The sequence below is a fragment of the Sphingobacterium deserti genome (assembly GCF_000757725.1).
Lineage (GTDB): Bacteria > Bacteroidota > Bacteroidia > Sphingobacteriales > Sphingobacteriaceae > Sphingobacterium > Sphingobacterium deserti.
This window is the reverse complement of the sequence record NZ_JJMU01000006.1, coordinates 31308-51931: the sequence shown is the minus strand read 5'-3', so window position 1 is coordinate 51931 and position 20624 is coordinate 31308. Positions and strand designations below refer to the sequence as shown.

Below are 20624 nucleotides of genomic sequence, written 5' to 3'. Positions count from 1 at the left end.
AGGAGGTTTGTGCAATGGCAAATGTCTACATATTGCAAAGCTTTCGAGGCGACATTTCGGTTAAAATTGGTAGGAAGCAATAAAGCAAAGAAAGGTTTAACATCTCACTACGCTATACGCATTACGCAATTCTATATACTAAGTACTAACTACTAAAATCTAATCTCATTACGCATTCCCATTTAATTAGGTATCTTTGCAATGCAATGGGTACATTATTAGATAGTGGCGTAAAGCCATACAACCATTACGGCGCTTATTTGAAAGAAAAGTATGATGGGCAGCGCGTATTTAAAGTTATAGTAGATGGAAATTTTACATGTCCGAATCGCGATGGTAGCAAGGGCTATGGTGGTTGTACGTATTGCAATGTAGATTCTTTTACGCCGGATACGGCAAGAAAGATTCCCTCCATTCGGGAGCAAGTTGAAAATGGGATAGAACGTGCAAGAAACTCCTATGGAGCGGAAAAATTTATTATTTATTTTCAGCCCAACACCAATACATACGCTCCTACGCATTTGCTAAAAATGATGTATGATGAAGCGTTAAGCATAGACCCGGAAAATACATTAGGCCTTTCTGTGGGCACACGTCCTGACTGCCTTGATTTTGAGAAAATTGCTTTGTTGGAATCGTACACCGATCGGCTTGATGTCGATCTTGAGATGGGTATGGAATCAATCTACAACGATACCTTGGAGCGAATTAATAGAGGTTGTTCCCATGATGAATTTCTTTCAGCGATGAACATGCTGAAGAATACGAAACTGGAACTTTGTGTACATACCATCTTCGGCTTTCCTTGGGAATCTGAAGAAATGATGTTGGAGTATGCCCACGAGATCAATAAACATCCAGAAATAAAATTTGTGAAATTACACCATTTACATATTGTAGAAGGATCGATCATGGGTGTAAAGTATAAACGGGAACCGTTTAAGCTATTTACGATTGATGAGTATACCGATTTCTTGGCGAGGTTTATCCCATTGCTGAGGCCGGATATCGTCATTCAACGCGTTTTTGGTATTGCGGATAAAGAACTTTTGATAGCACCGAATTGGGGTTATCCTAAATCGAAAATTCAGACACATATCGACAAGGGTCTGGAGGCACGAGGAGTGAAGCAAGGAAGCCTATATGTAGCATAGTATAAAAAAGCGAGAGGAGACAAACTCCTCTCGCTTTTTATTTTAGAATGGATTTTAAATCAGCAGGGGAATAGTTTACAGATTTTAATGTCTTGTTATCACCTTCCCTAAACACTAAAAATAACCCGTCTACTTCCTTGTAAAAGGAATTTACACCTTTTTTTTGGTAGTGAGCTTGGGTGGCGATAGCTTCCTCTTCATTTTTACATGCCTTACTCATGTTGGAGCGTTGCACCTCTTCAAATAAGGTGCTGAATTTGTCTTTTAGACCAAATTCGAGTACCGCCCCAGATAGCACGTATTGGATATCGCATAAGGCATCAGCAATCTCCACGATGTCTTTGTTTTCGATGGCCTCTTGTAATTCCTTTAGCTCTTCAGCGATTAATGCAACGCGCAGCTGGCAACGTCCTTCATCAGGAATGGTAGGTTCCTCCAAAATGGGATGTTGAAATGTTTTATGAAACTCAGCTACGGAAGTCAGTGTTTTTGGATCTGTCATTTTTTGCAATTTTTGCTAAAATACAAAAACTTCAGGTTAGAAAAAAAGGCGCTATTGCAGCGCCTTGTATATTACTTAATTAAATGTTTTAGTTGGACGAGCTCTCGTTCTTCCAAATATCTCCATCTTCCACGAGGTAAATCTTTTTTCGTTAAGTTGGCATAAACCACTCGGTCAAGCTTAACTACATCATAGCCTAACGATTCGAAGATACGACGTACGACACGGTTTTTACCAGAATGTATCTGAATACCGATTTCACGTTTGCTGCCTCCCTGCACGTAGCTTAAGTCGTCTGGTTTTATAAGACCATCTTCTAATTCGATGCCGAACTGGATCTTATTAAAGTCACCTTGCGTAAGGTTTTTGTTTAGTTCGACGTTATAAATCTTACTCACATTATTGCGCGGGTGCGATAACTTCTCAGCTAAATTACCATCATTTGTCAATAGGAGTAAACCAGTCGTATTTCGATCCAAACGTCCTACGGGGTAGATTCGTTCTTTCGTTGCTTTTGCGACCAGATGCATCACCGTGCGGCGTTCTTGTGGATCGTCCGTAGTCGTGATGTAATCCTTAGGCTTATTTAAAAGCACGTAAACCATTTTCTCACGTTTTAAACGCTCGTTATTATATCTTATCTCGTCAATTGCTGGATCAACCTTAGTGCCTAACTCGGTCACCACTTCTCCGTTTACGGATACCACTCCTGAAGTGATCAGTTCATCAGCCTTCCGCCGTGAACAGATACCTGCGTTAGAGATGTAGCGATTTAAACGGATTAAGCCATCATCCTTAGGTTCAGCTGTCGCGATTTTTTTTCGAGGATGAAATGTCTTTATTTCGCTATTCTCTTCGTTATCGTCAAATCTTTTAAACGGACGTTTCGATCTGTCGAAGCCTCGCGTATCGTTGCTAAATTTCCGATCGCGTTTTTCGCGCTCTGGATAACGTTCACCTTTATCGCCGTCGTTTCGTCTGTCTTTTTTCTCAAACTTGTTGAAAGGACGGTCATTGTCTCGTCTTTCTCCTTTATCAAATTTATTGAACCCACGGTCTGTGTCCTTCTTTTCAAACTTGTTGAAAGGACGATCACCGTCTCGTCTTTCTCCTTTATCAAATTTGTTAAAGGGGCGACCAGCGTCCTTCTTTTCATACTTATTGAAAGGACGATCGTTGTCTCGTCTTTCACCCTTGTCAAACTTGTTAAAAGGGCGATCAGCGCTTTTCCGTTCTCCCTTATCAAATTTATTGTAAGGACGTTCGTCGTCGCGCTTTTCTCTTTTATCAAATTTGTTGAATGGCTTATCCGACGGTTTTCTTTCTGTCCGATCGAAACCAGTTTTACCTGATCCGCTTTTTGATGAAGATTGTTGATTGCGACCACTCTTAGATCCGAAGCTTCTTTCGTCACTTCTACCTTTTTTGGAGTTGTCATCACGACTGTTCCTTTTGCTATTGAATGGCATATTTTTCTGGAATTAGGTTACAAAGTTAGTGTTTTTATTTGAATGATCGAAAAAAAGTTGAGTTCTGTAATCACCGTTTAAACATCCGGAAGTAAAGATTTTGAGAAAAGTCACGCTAAGGGGGCGCCGCGTTGGTTTGGAACCTTAGGAAATGCTTTGTATATTTGTCGGCTGAAAAATAAACCAAGCTATTTTTGATCGATGTTAGGTTTTCTTAACCGTCAACTTGATTCGTGGATAGGTAGCAGTAAGGGATTGAATGATTAAAAAAAAGGTACTATGTTCATCTATAGTTTTATCAGTCATGTTGCTGTCGAAGCTATATACAAGCGCAAACTCCTCCTCTAAGAAGGACCCTATTCGAAAGGCTCTTTTGGAGCAAGTAGAGAAAAAGAAAAAGGCGGCCGCGATGACGCCGGAGAAACAGAAAAAGGCTTATTACAATTCGATTCGATTTGCAAATAAGCAGCTTCCGCTGCACAAGCACACGGTAGAGACGAAATTTGAAAGGTATCTCGCAACCTTTTCATACCGTAAACAGCAATCCTATGAGATGCATGCCAAAGCAGCAAAACACCTTCCCAAAATAGCATCTATCTTGAAATCTTATGGCATTCCCGAAGATTTTAAATATGTACCACTTATTGAAAGTGATATGAACCCGCAGATAACCTCGCACCGTGGAGCTGGGGGCTACTGGCAGTTTATGCCCGCTACAGCTCGTCTCTACGGCCTTAAGGTGGGTGGTAAATATGATGAACGCAAAGACCTCATCAAATCTACGCACGCAGCCGCGAAGTATCTAAAAAGCCTTTACAAAGAGTTTGAAGACTGGACGTTAGTTGCCGCGGCGTATAATGTCGGCGGTGGTAGCTTAAAGGCAGCGATCCGGAGGCAGGGAACTACCGACTATTACAAACTCCGCCTTAATCAGGAAACTGGCTCTTATATTTATAAGTTGGCGTCCGTAAAACAGGTTATTGAAAATCCTAATAAGCATGGCTATAAGCGCTATGCTAAATTAGACGATAAATATCAAAGTGTGAATGAACAAAACCTCCTATAAGAGGTGAACATATACGTATAAGAAAGCCCGTTTAGCGGGCTTTTTTTGTGCGATATAACGAACTAGCAGCTATTGTAACCGCTTTTTTCGATAGTGATCAACGTCACTTTTTTCTCGGGTTTCGATCATTAGAATGTCATTGAAATCGCTCTACTTTTACCGCAGAAAATAATAACAAAAGTATGCATTTAGAGCAGTTTAATTATGACAACAGGATTGTGCGCGATTTCGCAGTTGCCACAATTATTTGGGGTCTGGTAGGCATGTCCATTGGCTTGTTGGTAGCCTGTCAGCTGATATGGCCCGAGATGAATTTCCTTACACAGTACAGTACGTTTGGAAGGGTTCGCCCGGTACATACAAATGCTGTCATTTTCGCCTTTGTGGGCAATGGAATTTTTATGGGGGTGTATTACTCCTTGCAGCGCGTGCTAAAAGCGAGGATGTTTAGTGATGTGCTAAGCAAGATCCATTTTTGGGGCTGGCAATTCATTATTGTGGCTTCGGCTATCACGTTGCCCTTAGGATTTACTACATCACATGAATATGCCGAAATGGAGTGGCCGATTGATATTGCGATCACATTGATTTGGGTGGTATTTGGAATCAATATGTTTGGTACGATTATCAAGCGTCGAGAACGCCACATGTATGTTGCAGTTTGGTTTTACATCGCCACGTTTGTAACTGTTGCCGTCCTTCATATTGTGAATTCCATGCAGCTACCTGTAAGCATGTGGAAAAGCTTCTACGTATATGCTGGTGTTCAAGATGCGTTGGTGCAGTGGTGGTATGGTCACAATGCTGTGGCTTTCTTCCTAACGACTCCCTATTTAGGCATGATGTACTACTTTCTGCCGAAAATGGCTAACCGTCCAGTCTACTCATACAAGTTAAGTATCCTTCATTTTTGGTCGCTCATATTTATTTACATATGGGCTGGCCCACACCACCTATTGTATACCTCTCTTCCGTCCTGGGTTCAGTCTCTTGGTGTCGTATTTTCAATTATGCTGATCGCGCCGAGCTGGGGCGGTATGATCAACGGCTTGCTAACACTGCGTGGCGCATGGGACAAGGTGCGTACTGAGCCAATGCTCAAGTTTATGGTGGTCGCGCTAACAAGCTACGGTATGGCTACGTTTGAAGGGCCTATGCTGTCCTTAAAACAGGTTAATGCGATTGCCCACTTTACCGACTGGATTGTTGCACATGTGCACGTAGGTGCATTGGGTTGGAATGGATTTATGACCTTCGCGATCTTATACTATCTTATCCCGCGCGTCTATAAAACTACGCTACACTCAAAAAAATTAGCGAATGTTCACTTCTGGATCGGGACATTGGGAATCTTGTTCTACGCAATACCTATGTACTGGGCGGCTGTGGTACAGGGGCTGATGTGGAAGGAGTTTACACCAGAAGGGGTATTGAAATATCCGAACTTTTTAGCGACGACCTTAGAGATTATCCCAATGCACATGATGCGTGCCGTTGGCGGGGCATTGTATCTAACGGGCGCAATTATCATGACCTACAACCTCGTGAAGACAATTAAAAAAGGAAACCTGCTGGCTAATGAGCCTGCCGAGGCACCCGCCTTACTGCCTTTGAAATCCGTTGAACGCGATCAGCACAGACGCTTAGAGCGTAAACCTATCCTCTTTATGGTGTTGGCACTTATTGCCATCTTGATCGGTGGGATTGTGGAAATGATCCCAACATTTACCGTAAGCAGCAATATTCCGACGATCGCTGCCGTAAAGCCTTACACAGCGCTTGAGCTCCAGGGGCGTGACTTGTATATCCGCGAAGGATGTGTCAACTGCCATTCACAAACGGTACGTCCTTTTCGTTCCGAAACTTCCCGTTACGGTGAGTATAGCAAAGCCGGCGAATTCGTGTACGACAGGCCATTCCTTTGGGGGTCCAAAAGGACCGGGCCCGATCTGCATCGCGTAGGCGGTAAGTATCCGCACAAGTGGCATTTTGACCATTTGCTAGACCCAACGATTACCTCGCCAGGGAGCATTATGCCCGCTTATCCGTGGCTGATCGATCAAACCTTAGATAACAGTACATTGCAAGCAAAGATGCGCGCTATGCGCTCCCTTGGCGTGCCCTATAGCAGCAACGAGATTGATCGGGCACTCATCGATTTACAAAAGCAAGCTACGGGAATCACAAAGGATCTGGCGTCTAACCAAGTGGAGATTCGCTCAGATCGAGAGATTGTAGCCATGATTGCTTACCTCCAACGCTTAGGGACCGATATAAAAGCTGTGGTGCCCGAAGATGCAGCAGCGAAAACAGATCAATAACAGAAAGGAACGACTATGTTTAAGCAAATAACAAACCTACACGGTGACGAGATTTACCTCATCACCTCCCTATGGATTTTTCTCGTCTTTTTTCTTCTCGTGGCGCTTATGCTGGTGTGGATGAAGAAGGAACACATCAACTACATGAAAGATATTCCGTTTGATGAGGCGGAAGAAAAGGATGGAGAACCATTGAATAAAGACTAACATGATGAATACTATATTATTAGCTGTAGATACCACGGCCAAAACTACCGAATGGTATATGGGATCAGGAAAGGTGTATAATGATGTGCTAATTATTGCGCTTATCGTAGTAATGCTGGTACTCCTTTGCTCTTCCATTGTGGTACAGCGCGCCGTAAACGCTATAATCAAGCTCACCATGCCCGATCTAGCGGCAGAAGAGGACGCAAAGCGTAAGAAAAAAATCGATTGGCAGGGACGTTGGAACAAGCTGCTGAGCCTTCGTCCGTTGGAGGAAGAAAAGGATATTGAAATCGACCATGAGTATGATGGGATTAAAGAATTGGACAATCCAATTCCCGCCTGGTTCAATGCGCTATTTTATTCCACATTAGCTTTTGGTATCGTGTACCTGCTTGTTTACCATGTATTCAGCTGGGGACTGAGTCAAGAGCAGGAATATCATCATGAAGTCGCGGTAGCAGAAAAAGCGAAGCAAGAATACTTGGCGCAGGCAGCCAATCTGATTGATGAGACCTCGATCACAGTGGATGAAACAGGCAGCATGGCTGCTTCGGGTAAAGCGATTTTTATGGCGAATTGTGTCGCCTGTCACGGTAACGCCGGAGAGGGAGGTATTGGGCCAAACCTAACCGACGACTACTGGCTACACGGGGCAGACATCAAAGATATTTTTAAAGTGGTGAAATATGGTGTAGCGGCGAAAGGTATGGTACCATGGGAACAGACGCTTACTCCCGGACAGATTGCCGAGGTAAGTAACTATATCCTTTCGTTGCACGGCAGCAATCCGCCAAATGCTAAAGAGCCGCAAGGGGAGAAAATTTCTGAGGCAGCTGCTACCATAGATGCAGTTGCGATAGTGGAGTAGGAAGATAGATAATATATAAATAAAATGAGAACAGTGCCAGCGGAGAACGGGAAACAGGTTCAAGGACTGCAGGGAAAGAGGAAGTGGATTTATGCGAAAAAACCTAAAGGCCGGTTTTATCTCTACCGACAGTGGGTGGGCTATCCGTTGCTACTGTTCTTTTTTGCAGCGCCATTTATCAAGATTAATGGAAACCCGTTTTTGATGTTCAATATCATTGAACGTAAGTTTTCTATTGTAGGTCATCTTTTCTATCCACAGGATCTCTACATTTTTGTGTTTGGGATGCTTATTGTGATGATTGGTATACTGCTATTCACAGTAGTTTACGGCCGGGTATGGTGTGGATGGACATGCCCACAAACGATTTTTATGGAACTTGTTTTCCGCCGTATTGAGTATTGGATAGAGGGCGATTGGCAGCAGCAAAAGAAACTAAATGAGGGGCCGGACTCCGATGCCCGAGCGTGGAAGAAGTTTTTGAAACATAGCATCTTCTTTGCGTTATCATTCTTGATTGCGAACACCTTTTTGGCCTATATCATCGGTATTGGCCCTTTAGCTCAGATTATCGTCGACCCTGTTTCGAAGCATCTTGCTGGCTTTACTGCAATTCTACTATTCGCATTGATATTTTATGCTGTGTTTGCACATGTTAGGGAGATCGTGTGTACCACGATATGTCCTTATGGTCGATTGCAAAGTGTACTGCTTGACGATCAAAGCTTGACCGTGGCCTATGATTTGCATCGCGGTGAACCGCGAGGTAAAATACAGAAAAATCAATCAGCGCAGGGCGATTGTGTGGATTGTAAACTTTGCGTGAACGTTTGCCCTACAGGGATTGATATACGAAACGGGCTTCAAATGGAATGTGTGAGTTGTACAGCTTGTATAGATGCTTGCGATGCCGTCATGGACAAAGTAGGAAAACCAAAAGGTTTGATCGGGTTTTATGCCACAGCGGAAGCGCTCGACAAACCGTCTTTTAAAAAGAAAAATATGCGCGCCCTCGCTTATTCTTCGGTACTGGCGTTTCTCGTCATTGTATTTGCTGTGCTTTTATTTAACCGGTCTGTAATAGGTGGAAGTCTGCTAAGGGCAAATGGCAGTAGCTATCACTTAAAAGCAGATGGTACGGTGGGCAACCTCTATACGCTAGAACTTTTAAATAAATCCGGTAATGAAATGGAATTTGAACTACAAGCCGCGGATCCGCGCTATAGTGTGCAACAAGTCAATCCAATTCATTTATTGAAAAAAGATGGTACAGCAACCTTGAGTTTCTTTCTCTACATCGATAGAAATGATGTTACACAGTATAAGCAAAACATCAAGGTGAAATTGGTATCGAAAGGTAAGTCCGTTTACGTGATGAAAACCACCTTTATCGCTCCGTTGCCATCAAATTAAGAACATTATGAACTGGGGAACAAAAATATTCATAGGATTAGGCGTATGTATGCTATGCATAGTTTGTACAGGCATATACATGGTCGTAAAAAATACAGATAGTCTAGAGGAAGTAGACTACTATGAAAAGAGTCTGCATTACGACGAAGTATACCTAGGGAAGCAAAATTTACTAAGGGATGATGCAGGGCCAGCTGTTCGCGTCATCGGTGATACGCTCTGCATAGACTTTAAGGAAGCGCACAACCAAGGCTATTTAAAATTCAAGCGACCCGCAGATGATACTATGGACACTACTTTACCTTTTGCGACGACAGCAAGTGGCTACAGGGTAGCGATTGCCTCTTTCCAAAAAGGCAACTGGCAGATGGAAATATCATGGGAAAGCGAGGGTAAAACCTATATTTCTGAGCACCGCTTATATTTTTAGGTTATGACTTACTATCATCTTGCTTTTTTTATCGGACTGTTTGGAAGCATACATTGTGTTGCCATGTGCGGTCCATTGATTTTAGCTATAGACAGGCAGCTGGGCTTCAGTTGGCGAGTGCTGCAGCAGCGCCTGCTTTACCAACTGGGGCGTATTATGATGTATGGCTTTCTGGGTCTGCTGTTGGGAGTAGTTGGCAATCTCGCTTTTATGCGGGGCTGGCAGCAGGGCTTTAGTATCGTGATGGGTGTAATTTTAGTCGCATTAGCGATTGTATTCATGTTTGGTAAACGTCACAGCGGCCTTGCTGCTTGGCAAGTGCGTGCATTAAAGCCGTTGACCAAAATGATGGGCTCATGGCTCAATATGCGCGGTGCTGCGTTTTTCGTGGGTATATTGAATGGGATATTACCCTGTGGAATGGTGTACATGGCTTTGGCATCGGCGATGAGCGCAGATTCCGTTTCGGGGAGTTTCTTTTTTATGCTGTGTTTTGGTTTGGGAACATTGCCTTTGCTCTTCGTTTTTTCGATAATAGGGGGAGTATCACGGTCGGCATTTAAGAGTGGATTTAATCGATTGATTCCCTTTTTATATCTCCTTATGGGTGTTTGGTTTATTTTACGGGGAGCAAATCTAGATATTCCCTATTTAAGCCCATTGCTGCATGTCGAAGGAGCGATACATTGTATGTAACATTGTTTAGCGATACCGTATGGTAATTAACGGTACCGCTTTTAATCGCGTTTATTTGAAAAAATATTGGACAAATTTACTGCCAACCGCCGCCAAGGGATCGGTATAGATCAACGTAAGCTTGAAGTTGGCGAGCACCAATATCTACAAGTGAAAGCTCACTATCCAGCGCATTGCTCTGCGCTGTAATGACTTCTAAGTAGGTAGCGTAGCCTCCTTTAAATAACAGCGAAGCATTTCTTACGGCAAGTTGCGAATTCTCTACACGCTTGCGCCCGAGCTTAAGCTGCTCCACTTGTTTTTCCACGGTTACGACCGCATTAGACACCTCACTTACCGCTTCCATAACCGAGCGCTGTAGTTCCAGTTCGGCCTTGTCTCGTTCTAATCTCGCTACTTCGTATTGATTTTTCAATCTTCCGTTTCTAAAGACCGGCCCGGTTAGGTTTCCAACAATGCCGCCTAGGAGTGCTCCAGGTATATTGAACCAATTTTTCGGAAGCATGGAGTTGACACCAAAAACACCGTTTAATGAGAGCTGCGGATAGCGCATAATTTGCTGTACATTCATTTGGGCATTGGCGGATATCAGTGCGTATTCGGCGCGCTTGATATCCGGTCTGTTCCGTACGATCTCGAGGGGCGCCCCGAGTGTAATACCTATCTCGGTATTCATGAGGCTGTCTATTTTGTTGTTACGGCCCACAGCTTCAGGCATCTGCCCAATCAGTACACGGAGCGAGTTTTCCTGAATGGCTATTTCCTTCTCAATCTCTGGAATGAGTGAGGCTGCCAATAGGCGCTGCGACTCTGTTTGCTGTATGGCTAATGCCGTTATTTCACCTGCTTCAAACTGCAGCTGTATCATGCGTAATGTGCTATCATTCAATGTTAAATTTCGCTTTGCAACTTCAATTTGCGCATCCAGCATGATGAGGTTGAAATAGCCTTTGGCAATATCTGCCACCAACACCGTTTGGATTGCATTTTTCGCCTCATAGGAATCCAAAAATTCTGCTTTTAACTGATCTTTTTGATTCGCAATACGTCCCCAGATATCGAGCTCCCAGCTAAATTCTACGCCGCTGGCAAATTGTGATTGATAGTTAAATAGCTTATCTGGCGCCTCGGGACCATCTTGTGCATACCATTTCGACGATGGACCTGCATAAAAGTCCTTGGAGCGGTATTGCCGGTTTACGGTAGCTATATTTGCATCGAAAGATGGAAGATACTCTAGCCTATTTTGACGAAGGTTGCGATTGGCAATTTCAATATTTTTTAATGCGGTGCGCATATCGTAATTATTTGCTAAGCCACTGTCGATTAGTGATAGCAATTGCGGATCCTTGAAGAAGTCGCGCCAAGAAATATGACCGAAGATTATCGTATCTGCGCTATAGGTGATCGTATCACCGCGAAACTCTTTTGGTAGTCCCAATTCGGGTGGTTGATAGGGCTTGCCCACCTTACAGGCAGATGCAGCAAAAATTAAGGCTATGCAATATAATAGATGAACAAATCTTAAATGTTTCATGCTTTATTCCTCCGTTTTAAATCTTTTTTTGACTTTTTCATCTAAAGTCTTGAATACCACAAACAGCATCGGGATAATAAATATGCCGAAGATAACTCCAGCGAGCATGCCACCGGCGGCACTGAAACTAATGGAGTGGTTCCCTATAGCGGAAGGTCCTACACTCCACATTAACGGTACTAAACCCGCTACAAATGCCAACGATGTCATCAAGATAGGTCTTAATCTTAACTTGGCTCCCATTATTGCCGCGTTGTAAACACTCATCCCTTTTTCGCGTTCTTGAACAGCAAACTCCACAATTAGGATAGCATTCTTGGCCAGCAAGCCTATCAACATAATAAGGCCAACCTGCACATAAATATTATTCTGAAGTCCCACTAGCAAGACAGTGGTAAATACGCCGACTAGTCCCACTGGCACAGAAAGGAGGACTGCCCAGGGCAGTATATAACTTTCGTATTGTGCAGATAGCAAGAAATAGACGAACAGAAGGCTTAGGCCGAATATTAAGATCGTTTGCGAGCCTGATTGGCGCTCCTCAAAGGACATTCCCGTCCATTCGTAGCCGTAGTTGCCGGGAAGCTGTTCGGTAGCTAATCTCTCGATAGCATCCATGGCATCTCCGGTACTAAATCCAGCGGCAGGGGTGGCGTTAACGGTAATGGAATTGTACAGGTTGTAACGAGAAATGGTCTCCGGCCCGATCACCTTCTTTAATGTCATTAACGTTCCAACAGGAACCATCGCACCGTCTTTGTTTCGAACGAAGATAGAATTTAGCGATTCTGGGTCTGTGCGGAAGTCAAAGTCAGATTGCATATATACACGGTATGTTCGGCCGAAGCGGTTAAAATCGCCCGCATTCACGCGCGCGAAATACATCCGAATGGTATTCATCATCTCCTTGATATCGACACCTAGACTTTTCGCTTTGACCACGTCAATATCAGCTTCGTATTGTGGAAAGTTTGATGCAAATGATGTATATGCATTAGCGATTTCTGGAAGATCGTTGATCTGGTTAATAAAGGTATCCGCTACCATATCGAAGTCACGGATATCTCCACCCAGTCGATCTTGCAGTACCAATTCAATCCCGGCGAAATCTCCAAATCCCTGTACGGTAGGCCGGGGGAACACTTTGAAAGACGCTTCGTTAATTTGCGAAAGGTCGGCACGTACACTGTCCATAAACGATTCGATATTTGGGATGTCTCGCCTTTCGCTATGTGGTTTTAGATTAATATAACCTGCGGCGAAGGCAGGGCTTGTACTACCATCCAACGCGTTGAACCCTGACACGGTTGTCATCCCAGCCACATCATTGTACTTTTGCATAATGCTGTCTGCTTGGCGTAGAACGGCCGTTGTACGCGACAATGAAGCTCCTGGAGGCATAATAAGCGCATAGGTAACAAAACCGTCATCTTCCGTAGGAATAAAACTTTTTGGAGTTTTTACCAAGAAGATAGCGCCGGCAACCGTAATCAGCACCAAACCTAACCATGCAACTTTTTTCTTGGCAATAAGAAACTTAACAGCGGTTACATACTTCGTTGTCAGCCGGTCGAAAGAAGCGTTGAATGCATGAAAGAACCTATTCTTGTACCTGTTAAACTTATTTTCTTTCTTTCCCTCTTCCGCGGCTGCTTCCCCATGTTTCACGGGTTTAAGCAATAGCGCACAGAGCGCAGGGCTTAAGGTTAAGGCATTGAGGGCAGAGATTAAAATAGCCGTGGCTAGGGTATAAGCAAATTGTCGGTAAAAGATTCCGGCGGGCCCTTCCATAAATCCAACGGGAAGAAACACGGCCGCCATGACCATCGTGATTGACAGGATAGCACCGGTAATTTCAGACATGGTTTCCAGCGTCGCGGCCTTGGGCTTCATACCGGTATCGTGCATTTTCTGGTGTATTGCTTCCACCACGACGATCGCATCATCGACAACGATACCGATGGCCAGCACGAGGGCAAACATCGTAAGCACATTCAAGGAAAATCCAAACATGCTCAAGAAGAAGAACGTTCCGACTAATGATACAGGAATGGCTATCGCGGGGATTAAGGTTGATCGAAAATCCTGCAAGAAAATAAATACAATGATGAATACCAATATAAAGGCTTCGAATAACGTATGTTTTACTTGGCTGATCGATTCGTCGATCTGATCGCGTACACTGTAGGATATTTCGTAATGTATGCCTTTTGGAAAGGTCTTAGACATCTCCTCCAAGACTTTGCGCACTTCGATATCAATAGCATGGGCATTAGATCCACTAGTCTGTGTGATATTCAGCGTTAAACCTGGATGTCCATTCACTTTATTGTCACTACCAAGATTGGTAGCCCCAAATTCGATTCGAGCGATATCTTTTAAATACAAGACGGATCCATCCTTATTCGTTTTGATAACCATATTCTCAAACTCCTCAGGCTTGGAAAATCGCCCCTTATGCTTGATAACAGTTTCAAATACTTCATCGGACGTTTCACCGAATTTTCCGGGCGCGATTTCAAAGTTCTGATCGCTCAATGCCTTCGTAACATCTTGCGGGACTAAGTTATATACCGCCAGCTTTTCTGGATTTAGCCATACACGCATCGAATAATCACGCGCCCCGATACGAGAAACCTGTGCAACGCCATCTACCCGTAGTAGGGGACGGATCATGTTAATCTGTGCGAACGCTTGCAAAAACGTTTCATCGTAGACGGAATCTTTATGATCAGAATAAAGATTGATCGTCATGATAGCACCACTTTGCCGCGGTTGCACGGTAATCCCGTTTTCATTTACTTCAGCAGGGATGGTGCTTATGGCCTTCGATATCCGGGTTTGAACGTTTACAGAAGCGATATCCGGATTTGTTCCCGTTTTGAAAAATACCTGTACGCTGCCTGCGCCAGAGTTACTCGCGGATGAGCGTATGTACGTCATATCTTCGACACCATTAATGGCCTCTTCAACGGGAAGTAATACACTCTCTGCAACTGTTTCCGAATTGGCTCCTGGATAACTTAGGGAGACTACTACACTAGGCGGCGCTATTTCGGGAAACCTACTGATAGGTAGCGTTTTTAAACCGACCAAGCCTAAGATAACAAGAATCAAAGAGACAACCGTAGCTAAGACAGGTCTATTTACGAAGGTTTTTAACATATACGTTTTTTAAAAGACACATATCGGCGCAACCGTACCGTGCGGTACAATGGAATGCGAATGACTGACATGAAAAACTAACAACTACTTTTGTTGGATCGGAATTACACTGGAACCATCGGTAATTTTGTCGAGTCCTGATAGCAGAACACGATCGCCCCGGTTTAGGCCTGATGATACAATGTAATTATCTTTACTCGATCCTTTGATTGTGATGGAACGTCGTTCCACCTTGTTATTATTATTTAACACGTATACAAAGGTACGGTCTTGCAGCTCACTTGTTGCAATCTGGGGGATTTGGATCACATTTTTTTTGACCTCAGAAATTTTCAGCGTCCCGGTGCTCCCGCTACGAAGTATGTTTTTGGTATTAGGGAAGGATGCGCGCAGCGAGATTGCACCTGTTGTGCGATCTACCTGTCCATTAACAGCATCTACTCTTCCTTTCTTCACATATTCTTCGCCATCTGCAAGAATTAATGTGGCTTCGGGAAAATTCAATTGGTTGTTACCCAGTTTTATACCCGCAGCACTATCTTGTTTTGCCTTTAGTTTCGTGAAATAGAGAAAGTCGGATTCATTCATGGAGAAGTATACGAATACTTCCTGCACATCGGAAAGTACCGTCAACGGTTCGCTATCGCCTTTGCCCACAAGATTCCCTATGCGTTTTGGAATGCGGCCTATGTACCCGTTTACCGGTGCTGTCAATATCGTGAACTCTTTATTGATTTGCGCGCTGCGAACGGCAGCCGTGGCTTGGTCTAACGAGGCCATTGCTACATCGTACTCCGATTTCGCCGTCTGTAAGCGGACGTCTGAAATCACATCATTCTCTACCAAAGGGCGCAGGCGCTCTACTTCCAGCTTCGCATTTTCCAGCTTTGCTTTTGCAACGTTTTGTGTTGCTACCATATTGTTCAAAACTTCTTGATATGCAGAAGCATCGATCTTAAATAGTTTCTGGCCTTTCTGAACGAAAGCTCCTTCATCTACGTAAATTTCCTTTAAAATTCCTTCAACCTGGGGCCGAACTTCCACGTTCACCTTTCCCTCGATAGTTCCCAAGTAATCCTTTACTGTCACAGCATCACTGATTTCGACAGTATGTACAGGAAGTGCTAGGGCCTTAGTTGCGTTTTCTTTCTCTTCAGACTTACCCGTGCTACAATTTGTTAAGCCCATTGTACTGGCTATAAGTGTTAATGCAAAAGCTATTTGTTTAAAATTAGAACTTTTTAAATTCATCTCTTCTCTTTATCTTGTACGACCTGTAATAAAATTGTAACGGTTTAGTTACATGATGTTTGCAAGTATAACATTTTTTCCTGGAAATATGTTGACCCTTTAACAATTCTTAACGTTAAAATCATGTTACATAATTCAATATTATATTCTTTATATTAATGAGCAATATGCATGTTATGGAGCACTTACAACCGATTCTAGAGTTTATTCAACACTGGTATTGGATACCATTGCTGCTGTTTTACTTCGGAGTAATAAGCACTATTCTCATTGAAAATAGGAATCCCACAAAAACAATTTCTTGGGTATTGGTTATCGTCTTTTTGCCGATTATGGGTTTGCTTCTTTACTACCTTTTCGGACAGAAGTTTAACAAGGTAAAGCGCATAAAACGTATCAATCAGGCGCAAGCTATTCGCCTGAAAAAGGAATGGCAGCATTTGGAGCCTTACATGGAGGAGGACATTTTGCATATCGCCACAAAAATAGGAAGTCTTTCTCGTGTTTTCACATTTTTGAAAAACGAGCGGCTATCCTCGCCTACGGTTGGCAATAAGGTTGCTTTGCTTATCAATGGGGAAGCAAAATTCCCCGCACTTTTGGGTAGTATACGTGCAGCAAAGCATTCCATTCACTTGGAGTACTACATTTTTGAGTTGGATGGCATTGGTCTGCAAGTATTGAATGCATTGGAAGCTAAAGCGGGGGAAGGTGTGCAGGTGCGTCTTTTGGTCGACAGTTTTGGGTCGCCCGATCTGATAAAGTATATGGCTAAACAAGCGCAGTCGAAGATATTATTCAAACCTTTCATGCCTGTCACGTTTACCTCACTTGCCAATAGCAATTACCGAAATCATCGAAAAATTGCGGTGATTGATGCTGCGGTTGGCTACGTGGGCGGAATAAATATATCAGATCGTTACATAAATAGCGAAGAAGGCAATAACGATGCGTATTGGCGAGACACCGCAGTGAAAATAGAAGGTCCTGCGATTAACATGTTGCAAATTGGCTTCTGGAACTCTTGGAACTTGGCTGATGGTCGTCCATTCCTGTTGAGCGACGGCTACCTGCGAAGCATCCCGTCTGACGAGAAACGCGGTGAAGCGGCAACTTCGTTTGTTTCCAGTGATCCGGCTTCTGCCGCTCCCTACAACATGGAAGCTATTTTAACCGCAATTGGCGAGGCCGATAAAAAAATCCAGTTGGTTACACCTTATTATATTCCGAGCGATGAACTTGCCACGGCCTTACAGGTAGCCGCGGCGGCTGGTTTACAGGTCGAACTGATGTTGCCCGAAAAATCAGATAGCTATATCGTGCAGCACGCCAGTCTATCCTTTATTAAGCCGCTATTGGAACGGGGCGTGCAGGTGTATTTTTATAAAAAAGGCTTTATCCATGCAAAGACGATTAACATCGATGGGAAGCTATCTTTCATAGGAACGGTAAACCTCGATACGCGAAGCTTCTACATTAATTATGAGGTTGCCGCCGTCATTTCTGACCCGGAACTTTGTTCGCAATTAGAAAACCAATTTGACCTTGATAAGCTGGATTCTGAACGTATGACATTGCGCGAATGGAAGAAACGAAAAGCATGGAAAAGAGGCCTTGATTCGGTATGCCGGCTTTTGGCGCCACTGTTATAAGCTGTTAAATTCTTCATTTTTGCAATAAAAATCAATATATTTAGCTCCGCGAAAAATGTGTATATTGATGAAAAGATTCTCTATTTGGCTGTTTGCCCTGTTCTTTCTTTGTTCTTCAAAGCAAGTTCTTGGCCAGCAGTTACCGACAATTCCTATTAATACCGTAGTAGAAAAAGTACAAAAATATTTTGGTGTTTACCCTGTGGAAAAGGTGCATGTGCACTTTGATAAACCCTACTATGCCGTGGGCGATACGCTTTGGTTTAAAACCTATTTACACCATAACCTTTATGAGTATGCGCCTAGCAAAATAATATATGTGGAAATGCTTTCCAGCAAGGATTCGCTTATTCAGACCTTTCGCGTTCCATTGAAAGAAAATGGTGGAAAGGGTCAGTTGGTTCTTGATCCGCAGTTTGTAGCGCAAGATAATTATAGGTTTCGTGCCTACACGAAATGGATGGCAAACTTTGACCCTGACTATTTTTATAATAAGATCGTGCCTGTGGGGGATGCTATCAATAAGAAATTAGGTGCAGAGATTACGTTCAATCCTGAGGGAACAAATAAAACGAAGGCAAGTATTCAGTTTAGAGATCGATCAGGAAATCTGTTAGGCAGGCGTAAGATAACTTGGGAGGCTATTGATGGCTGGGATCCTTTTGACAAAGGGAAAGGTGAAACCGATGACATGGGCCGCGTGAACATCAATTTGACGATCAAAGAACGTGAATACCTAAAAAAAGGACGTTTGATCGTGAAAGTAGACGGCGATAAACTCGAGCCGGCACTTGTCGGTAATTATTCCTTACAGCATGCGCTGTGGGATGCTGATGTGCAGTTCTTCCCAGAAGGTGGAGATCTGCTCGCCGGATTGTCAAAAAAGGTGGCTTTCAAGGCGAGCAACGCCGTGGGTAAGGGGTTAAAGGTTTCCGGAAAGATTGTCGATAGCAAGAAAAAAGAAGTTGCGTCATTTACTGATTTGGCCTTCGGAATGGGATCATTTGAATTTGTGCCGGTGTTGGGTGAAAAATATAAGGCTAATATTTCTTTTGAAAATGGCGTGCAACGGACGGTGGATTTACCGGAAGTGAAAGCTGAAGGTATAAACGTAGTGTTATTGAAGGACGATGGCACAAACTTGCAAGTTGGACTGCTGGCTAATGATGCGTTTTATGAAAAAGCAACCAATCAGCCTTTCTACATACTTGGGCAATCTAACGGACATTTGGTGTATGCTGCACAAGCAACCTTGAAAAATTCGTCTGTATTGGTAAATATTCCAAAAGATAAACTGCCAAATGGAATAGTACAATTAAGCATTTTGCAACCGGACGGTAAATTGATTAGTGAACGGCTCGTATTTAACGAATCACAACCCTTATTGGACATTGCTGTAAAAACAGATAAAACAAGTTATACGCAGAAAGAAGCAGTGAAGCTATCGGTGCATGTTGCGCCTAAAGATTCATTGCAAGGAAATTACTCCATTGCTGTTATCGACGAATCTAAAGTTCCCTACGAGGACGATCAGGATTTGGGGATTTTGAGCAACTACCTTTTGACTTCTGATTTGAAGGGTTATGTGGAGCAACCGAACTATTACTTCAATGAGAAACATGAGAATAGGATGGAGGCACTTAATAATTTACTGATGACGCAAGGATTCAGACGCTTCTCATACGATGATCTTATTGCAGAGAAGCTGCCACAGGCACGGTTCTTACCAGAGCAAGGTATTTCCCTGACTGGAACATTGCGTTTAAACACAGGGCGCACTTTCCCCAATGGCGGCCTACTCCTTTCCGTTCCGGCGCGTAATTTAAGGAAGGATACCTACACGGATAATAACGGACGTTTCGTTTTCGAAAATTTGGTCTTTCCTGATTCGTCGAAAGTAACGATCAGCGCCAGGGGGAATGACAATTTTAGAAGTTTGGTAATTAACATGGATCCAACGGAGTTTCCGGGAATTGATCAGGGAAATCCGTATACCGGAAACAATTTACCGAATATCGACAACGCTATGAAAGCTTACCTCACAAATAGTAAAAATGAGTACCGCACATCCATATTAATCGATGAGGTAGAGGTAACAGCCGTGCAACGGAAAACGGTGACAAGTAAAGAGTTTTCAGCGCTTTCGGGGCTTTCCATGCCGGAACATCGAATTGAGGCCAACCGCATAACAGGGTGTAATGTATTGACCATGTGTCTATCAACCTTGTTAACAGGGATTACTTATGACAATCAAACCCTCAAATATTACATCTCTCGTAATTACAATCAAGGGGGGCGTGTTCCGGTACAATTTTTCTTAAACGGTATGCCTATTGACGAGCCTTCATTAAACTCTATTCAACCTAGCGAAATTGAAGCAATAGAGATTTTCCTTCGGGATGATTTAGGTACGGTGAGTAGAACGTATCAGAATGATGGCGTAGTATCCATTTTGACCAAGAAAACCGAGCAAAAGAAGCAACCGCGCATGTCACTTGCCGAGATTGAAAGCATGCTTCCGAAAACAAATATCATTGATATGGTACCGCTGGGGTATGTGAAAGAAAGGGAGTTTTATATGCCGAAGTATACGACTGCAGAAAGCAAGAATACAAACGACTACAGAACGACAATTTACTGGAATCCAGATGTTCGGCTGGACAGTGAAGGAAACGCTACATTCAATTTCTTTAATGCTGATGGTAACGGTAAGTATAAAGTAGTTGTGGAAGGGCAAGATCAAGCGGGAACTATAGGTCGAAAGGTTTACTATTACAACGTTAAATAGTATAGCCCAATAGCTATTACGAGCAAAATAGATCAAAGAAGGTGCTTATTAGCTTGGCTTCGCGCAATTTCGCTGAAGCCCTACGCTATAAGCACCTTCTCT

General features: G+C 43.3%; 15 protein-coding genes. 10 read left to right on the top strand and 5 right to left on the bottom strand.

Annotation, left to right across the window (positions count from 1 at the left end; translation table 11 throughout):
- Positions 1-206 precede the first annotated feature (206 nt).
- The gene (gene mnmL / locus DI53_RS02255) at positions 207-1154 is read left to right on the top strand and encodes a tRNA modification radical SAM protein MnmL/YtqA (protein ID WP_037494862.1); all 948 of its coding nucleotides are present in this window, start codon (positions 207-209) and stop codon (positions 1152-1154) included.
- A gap of 37 nt (positions 1155-1191) precedes the next feature.
- Here the strand turns inward: mnmL and DI53_RS02250 are convergent, their stop codons facing one another.
- Both DI53_RS02250 and DI53_RS02245 read right to left on the bottom strand, forming a co-directional pair.
- Complete coding sequence (locus tag DI53_RS02250) at positions 1192-1656, bottom strand: pyrophosphohydrolase domain-containing protein (protein WP_037494859.1); 465 nt, start codon at positions 1654-1656, stop codon at positions 1192-1194.
- A gap of 71 nt (positions 1657-1727) precedes the next feature.
- Positions 1728-3125 carry a pseudouridine synthase gene (locus DI53_RS02245; RefSeq protein ID WP_037494856.1) on the bottom strand — a complete coding sequence of 466 codons (1398 nt, stop codon included), beginning with the start codon at positions 3123-3125 and terminating at the stop codon, positions 1728-1730.
- 259 nt (positions 3126-3384) lie between these two features.
- Between DI53_RS02245 and DI53_RS02240 the strand changes: the two genes are divergently transcribed.
- The 7 genes from DI53_RS02240 to DI53_RS02210 all read left to right on the top strand — a co-directional run bounded on the left by DI53_RS02240 (position 3385) and on the right by DI53_RS02210 (position 10129).
- A complete protein-coding gene (locus DI53_RS02240) occupies positions 3385-4191 on the top strand; it encodes a lytic transglycosylase domain-containing protein (protein WP_037494853.1) in 807 nt (268 codons plus the stop codon).
- A gap of 182 nt (positions 4192-4373) precedes the next feature.
- The gene (gene ccoN, locus DI53_RS02235) at positions 4374-6512 is read left to right on the top strand and encodes a cytochrome-c oxidase, cbb3-type subunit I (RefSeq protein WP_052071974.1); all 2139 of its coding nucleotides are present in this window, start codon (positions 4374-4376) and stop codon (positions 6510-6512) included.
- Between the two features lie 15 nt (positions 6513-6527).
- Positions 6528-6719, top strand: coding sequence for a hypothetical protein (locus DI53_RS02230; RefSeq protein ID WP_037494852.1), 192 nt, complete (start codon positions 6528-6530; stop codon positions 6717-6719).
- Position 6720: 1 nt separating this feature from the next.
- Complete coding sequence (locus DI53_RS02225; protein WP_241462351.1) at positions 6721-7590, top strand: cbb3-type cytochrome c oxidase N-terminal domain-containing protein; 870 nt, start codon at positions 6721-6723, stop codon at positions 7588-7590.
- 24 nt (positions 7591-7614) lie between these two features.
- Positions 7615-9003: a cytochrome c oxidase accessory protein CcoG gene (gene ccoG, locus DI53_RS02220; RefSeq protein WP_052071973.1), complete on the top strand. Its 1389-nt coding sequence runs from the start codon at positions 7615-7617 to the stop codon at positions 9001-9003.
- Between the two features lie 7 nt (positions 9004-9010).
- Positions 9011-9433 (top strand): FixH family protein, encoded by a 423-nt coding sequence (locus DI53_RS02215; protein WP_052071972.1) that lies wholly within the window; start codon positions 9011-9013, stop codon positions 9431-9433.
- A 3-nt stretch (positions 9434-9436) separates the two neighbouring features.
- Positions 9437-10129 carry a sulfite exporter TauE/SafE family protein gene (locus DI53_RS02210; RefSeq protein WP_037494849.1) on the top strand — a complete coding sequence of 231 codons (693 nt, stop codon included), beginning with the start codon at positions 9437-9439 and terminating at the stop codon, positions 10127-10129.
- Positions 10130-10205: 76 nt separating this feature from the next.
- On the opposite strand, the gene DI53_RS02205 is transcribed toward DI53_RS02210, so the two are convergent.
- From DI53_RS02205 to DI53_RS02195, 3 genes are all read right to left on the bottom strand, one after another.
- Complete coding sequence (locus DI53_RS02205; RefSeq protein WP_037494848.1) at positions 10206-11666, bottom strand: efflux transporter outer membrane subunit; 1461 nt, start codon at positions 11664-11666, stop codon at positions 10206-10208.
- A 3-nt stretch (positions 11667-11669) separates the two neighbouring features.
- Positions 11670-14831: an efflux RND transporter permease subunit gene (locus tag DI53_RS02200; RefSeq protein ID WP_037494846.1), complete on the bottom strand. Its 3162-nt coding sequence runs from the start codon at positions 14829-14831 to the stop codon at positions 11670-11672.
- 84 nt (positions 14832-14915) lie between these two features.
- Positions 14916-16082 (bottom strand): efflux RND transporter periplasmic adaptor subunit, encoded by a 1167-nt coding sequence (locus DI53_RS02195; RefSeq protein WP_037494845.1) that lies wholly within the window; start codon positions 16080-16082, stop codon positions 14916-14918.
- 176 nt (positions 16083-16258) lie between these two features.
- Between DI53_RS02195 and cls the strand changes: the two genes are divergently transcribed.
- Positions 16259-17734 carry a cardiolipin synthase gene (gene cls, locus DI53_RS02190; RefSeq protein ID WP_241462350.1) on the top strand — a complete coding sequence of 492 codons (1476 nt, stop codon included), beginning with the start codon at positions 16259-16261 and terminating at the stop codon, positions 17732-17734.
- Between the two features lie 67 nt (positions 17735-17801).
- A complete protein-coding gene (locus DI53_RS02185; RefSeq protein ID WP_241462349.1) occupies positions 17802-20522 on the top strand; it encodes a carboxypeptidase-like regulatory domain-containing protein in 2721 nt (906 codons plus the stop codon).
- Positions 20523-20624 lie beyond the last annotated feature (102 nt).

Bases quoted from the DNA above. Each gene is read 5' to 3' on its own strand.
- mnmL (WP_037494862.1), top strand. From the start codon at position 207: ATGGGTACATTATTAGATAGTGGCGTAAAGCCATACAACCATTACGGC.
- DI53_RS02250 (WP_037494859.1), bottom strand. From the start codon at position 1,656: ATGACAGATCCAAAAACACTGACTTCCGTAGCTGAGTTTCATAAAACA.
- DI53_RS02245 (WP_037494856.1), bottom strand. From the start codon at position 3,125: ATGCCATTCAATAGCAAAAGGAACAGTCGTGATGACAACTCCAAAAAA.
- DI53_RS02240 (WP_037494853.1), top strand. From the start codon at position 3,385: ATGATTAAAAAAAAGGTACTATGTTCATCTATAGTTTTATCAGTCATG.
- ccoN (WP_052071974.1), top strand. From the start codon at position 4,374: ATGCATTTAGAGCAGTTTAATTATGACAACAGGATTGTGCGCGATTTC.
- DI53_RS02230 (WP_037494852.1), top strand. From the start codon at position 6,528: ATGTTTAAGCAAATAACAAACCTACACGGTGACGAGATTTACCTCATC.
- DI53_RS02225 (WP_241462351.1), top strand. From the start codon at position 6,721: ATGATGAATACTATATTATTAGCTGTAGATACCACGGCCAAAACTACC.
- ccoG (WP_052071973.1), top strand. From the start codon at position 7,615: ATGAGAACAGTGCCAGCGGAGAACGGGAAACAGGTTCAAGGACTGCAG.
- DI53_RS02215 (WP_052071972.1), top strand. From the start codon at position 9,011: ATGAACTGGGGAACAAAAATATTCATAGGATTAGGCGTATGTATGCTA.
- DI53_RS02210 (WP_037494849.1), top strand. From the start codon at position 9,437: ATGACTTACTATCATCTTGCTTTTTTTATCGGACTGTTTGGAAGCATA.
- DI53_RS02205 (WP_037494848.1), bottom strand. From the start codon at position 11,666: ATGAAACATTTAAGATTTGTTCATCTATTATATTGCATAGCCTTAATT.
- DI53_RS02200 (WP_037494846.1), bottom strand. From the start codon at position 14,831: ATGTTAAAAACCTTCGTAAATAGACCTGTCTTAGCTACGGTTGTCTCT.
- DI53_RS02195 (WP_037494845.1), bottom strand. From the start codon at position 16,082: ATGAATTTAAAAAGTTCTAATTTTAAACAAATAGCTTTTGCATTAACA.
- cls (WP_241462350.1), top strand. From the start codon at position 16,259: ATGGAGCACTTACAACCGATTCTAGAGTTTATTCAACACTGGTATTGG.
- DI53_RS02185 (WP_241462349.1), top strand. From the start codon at position 17,802: ATGAAAAGATTCTCTATTTGGCTGTTTGCCCTGTTCTTTCTTTGTTCT.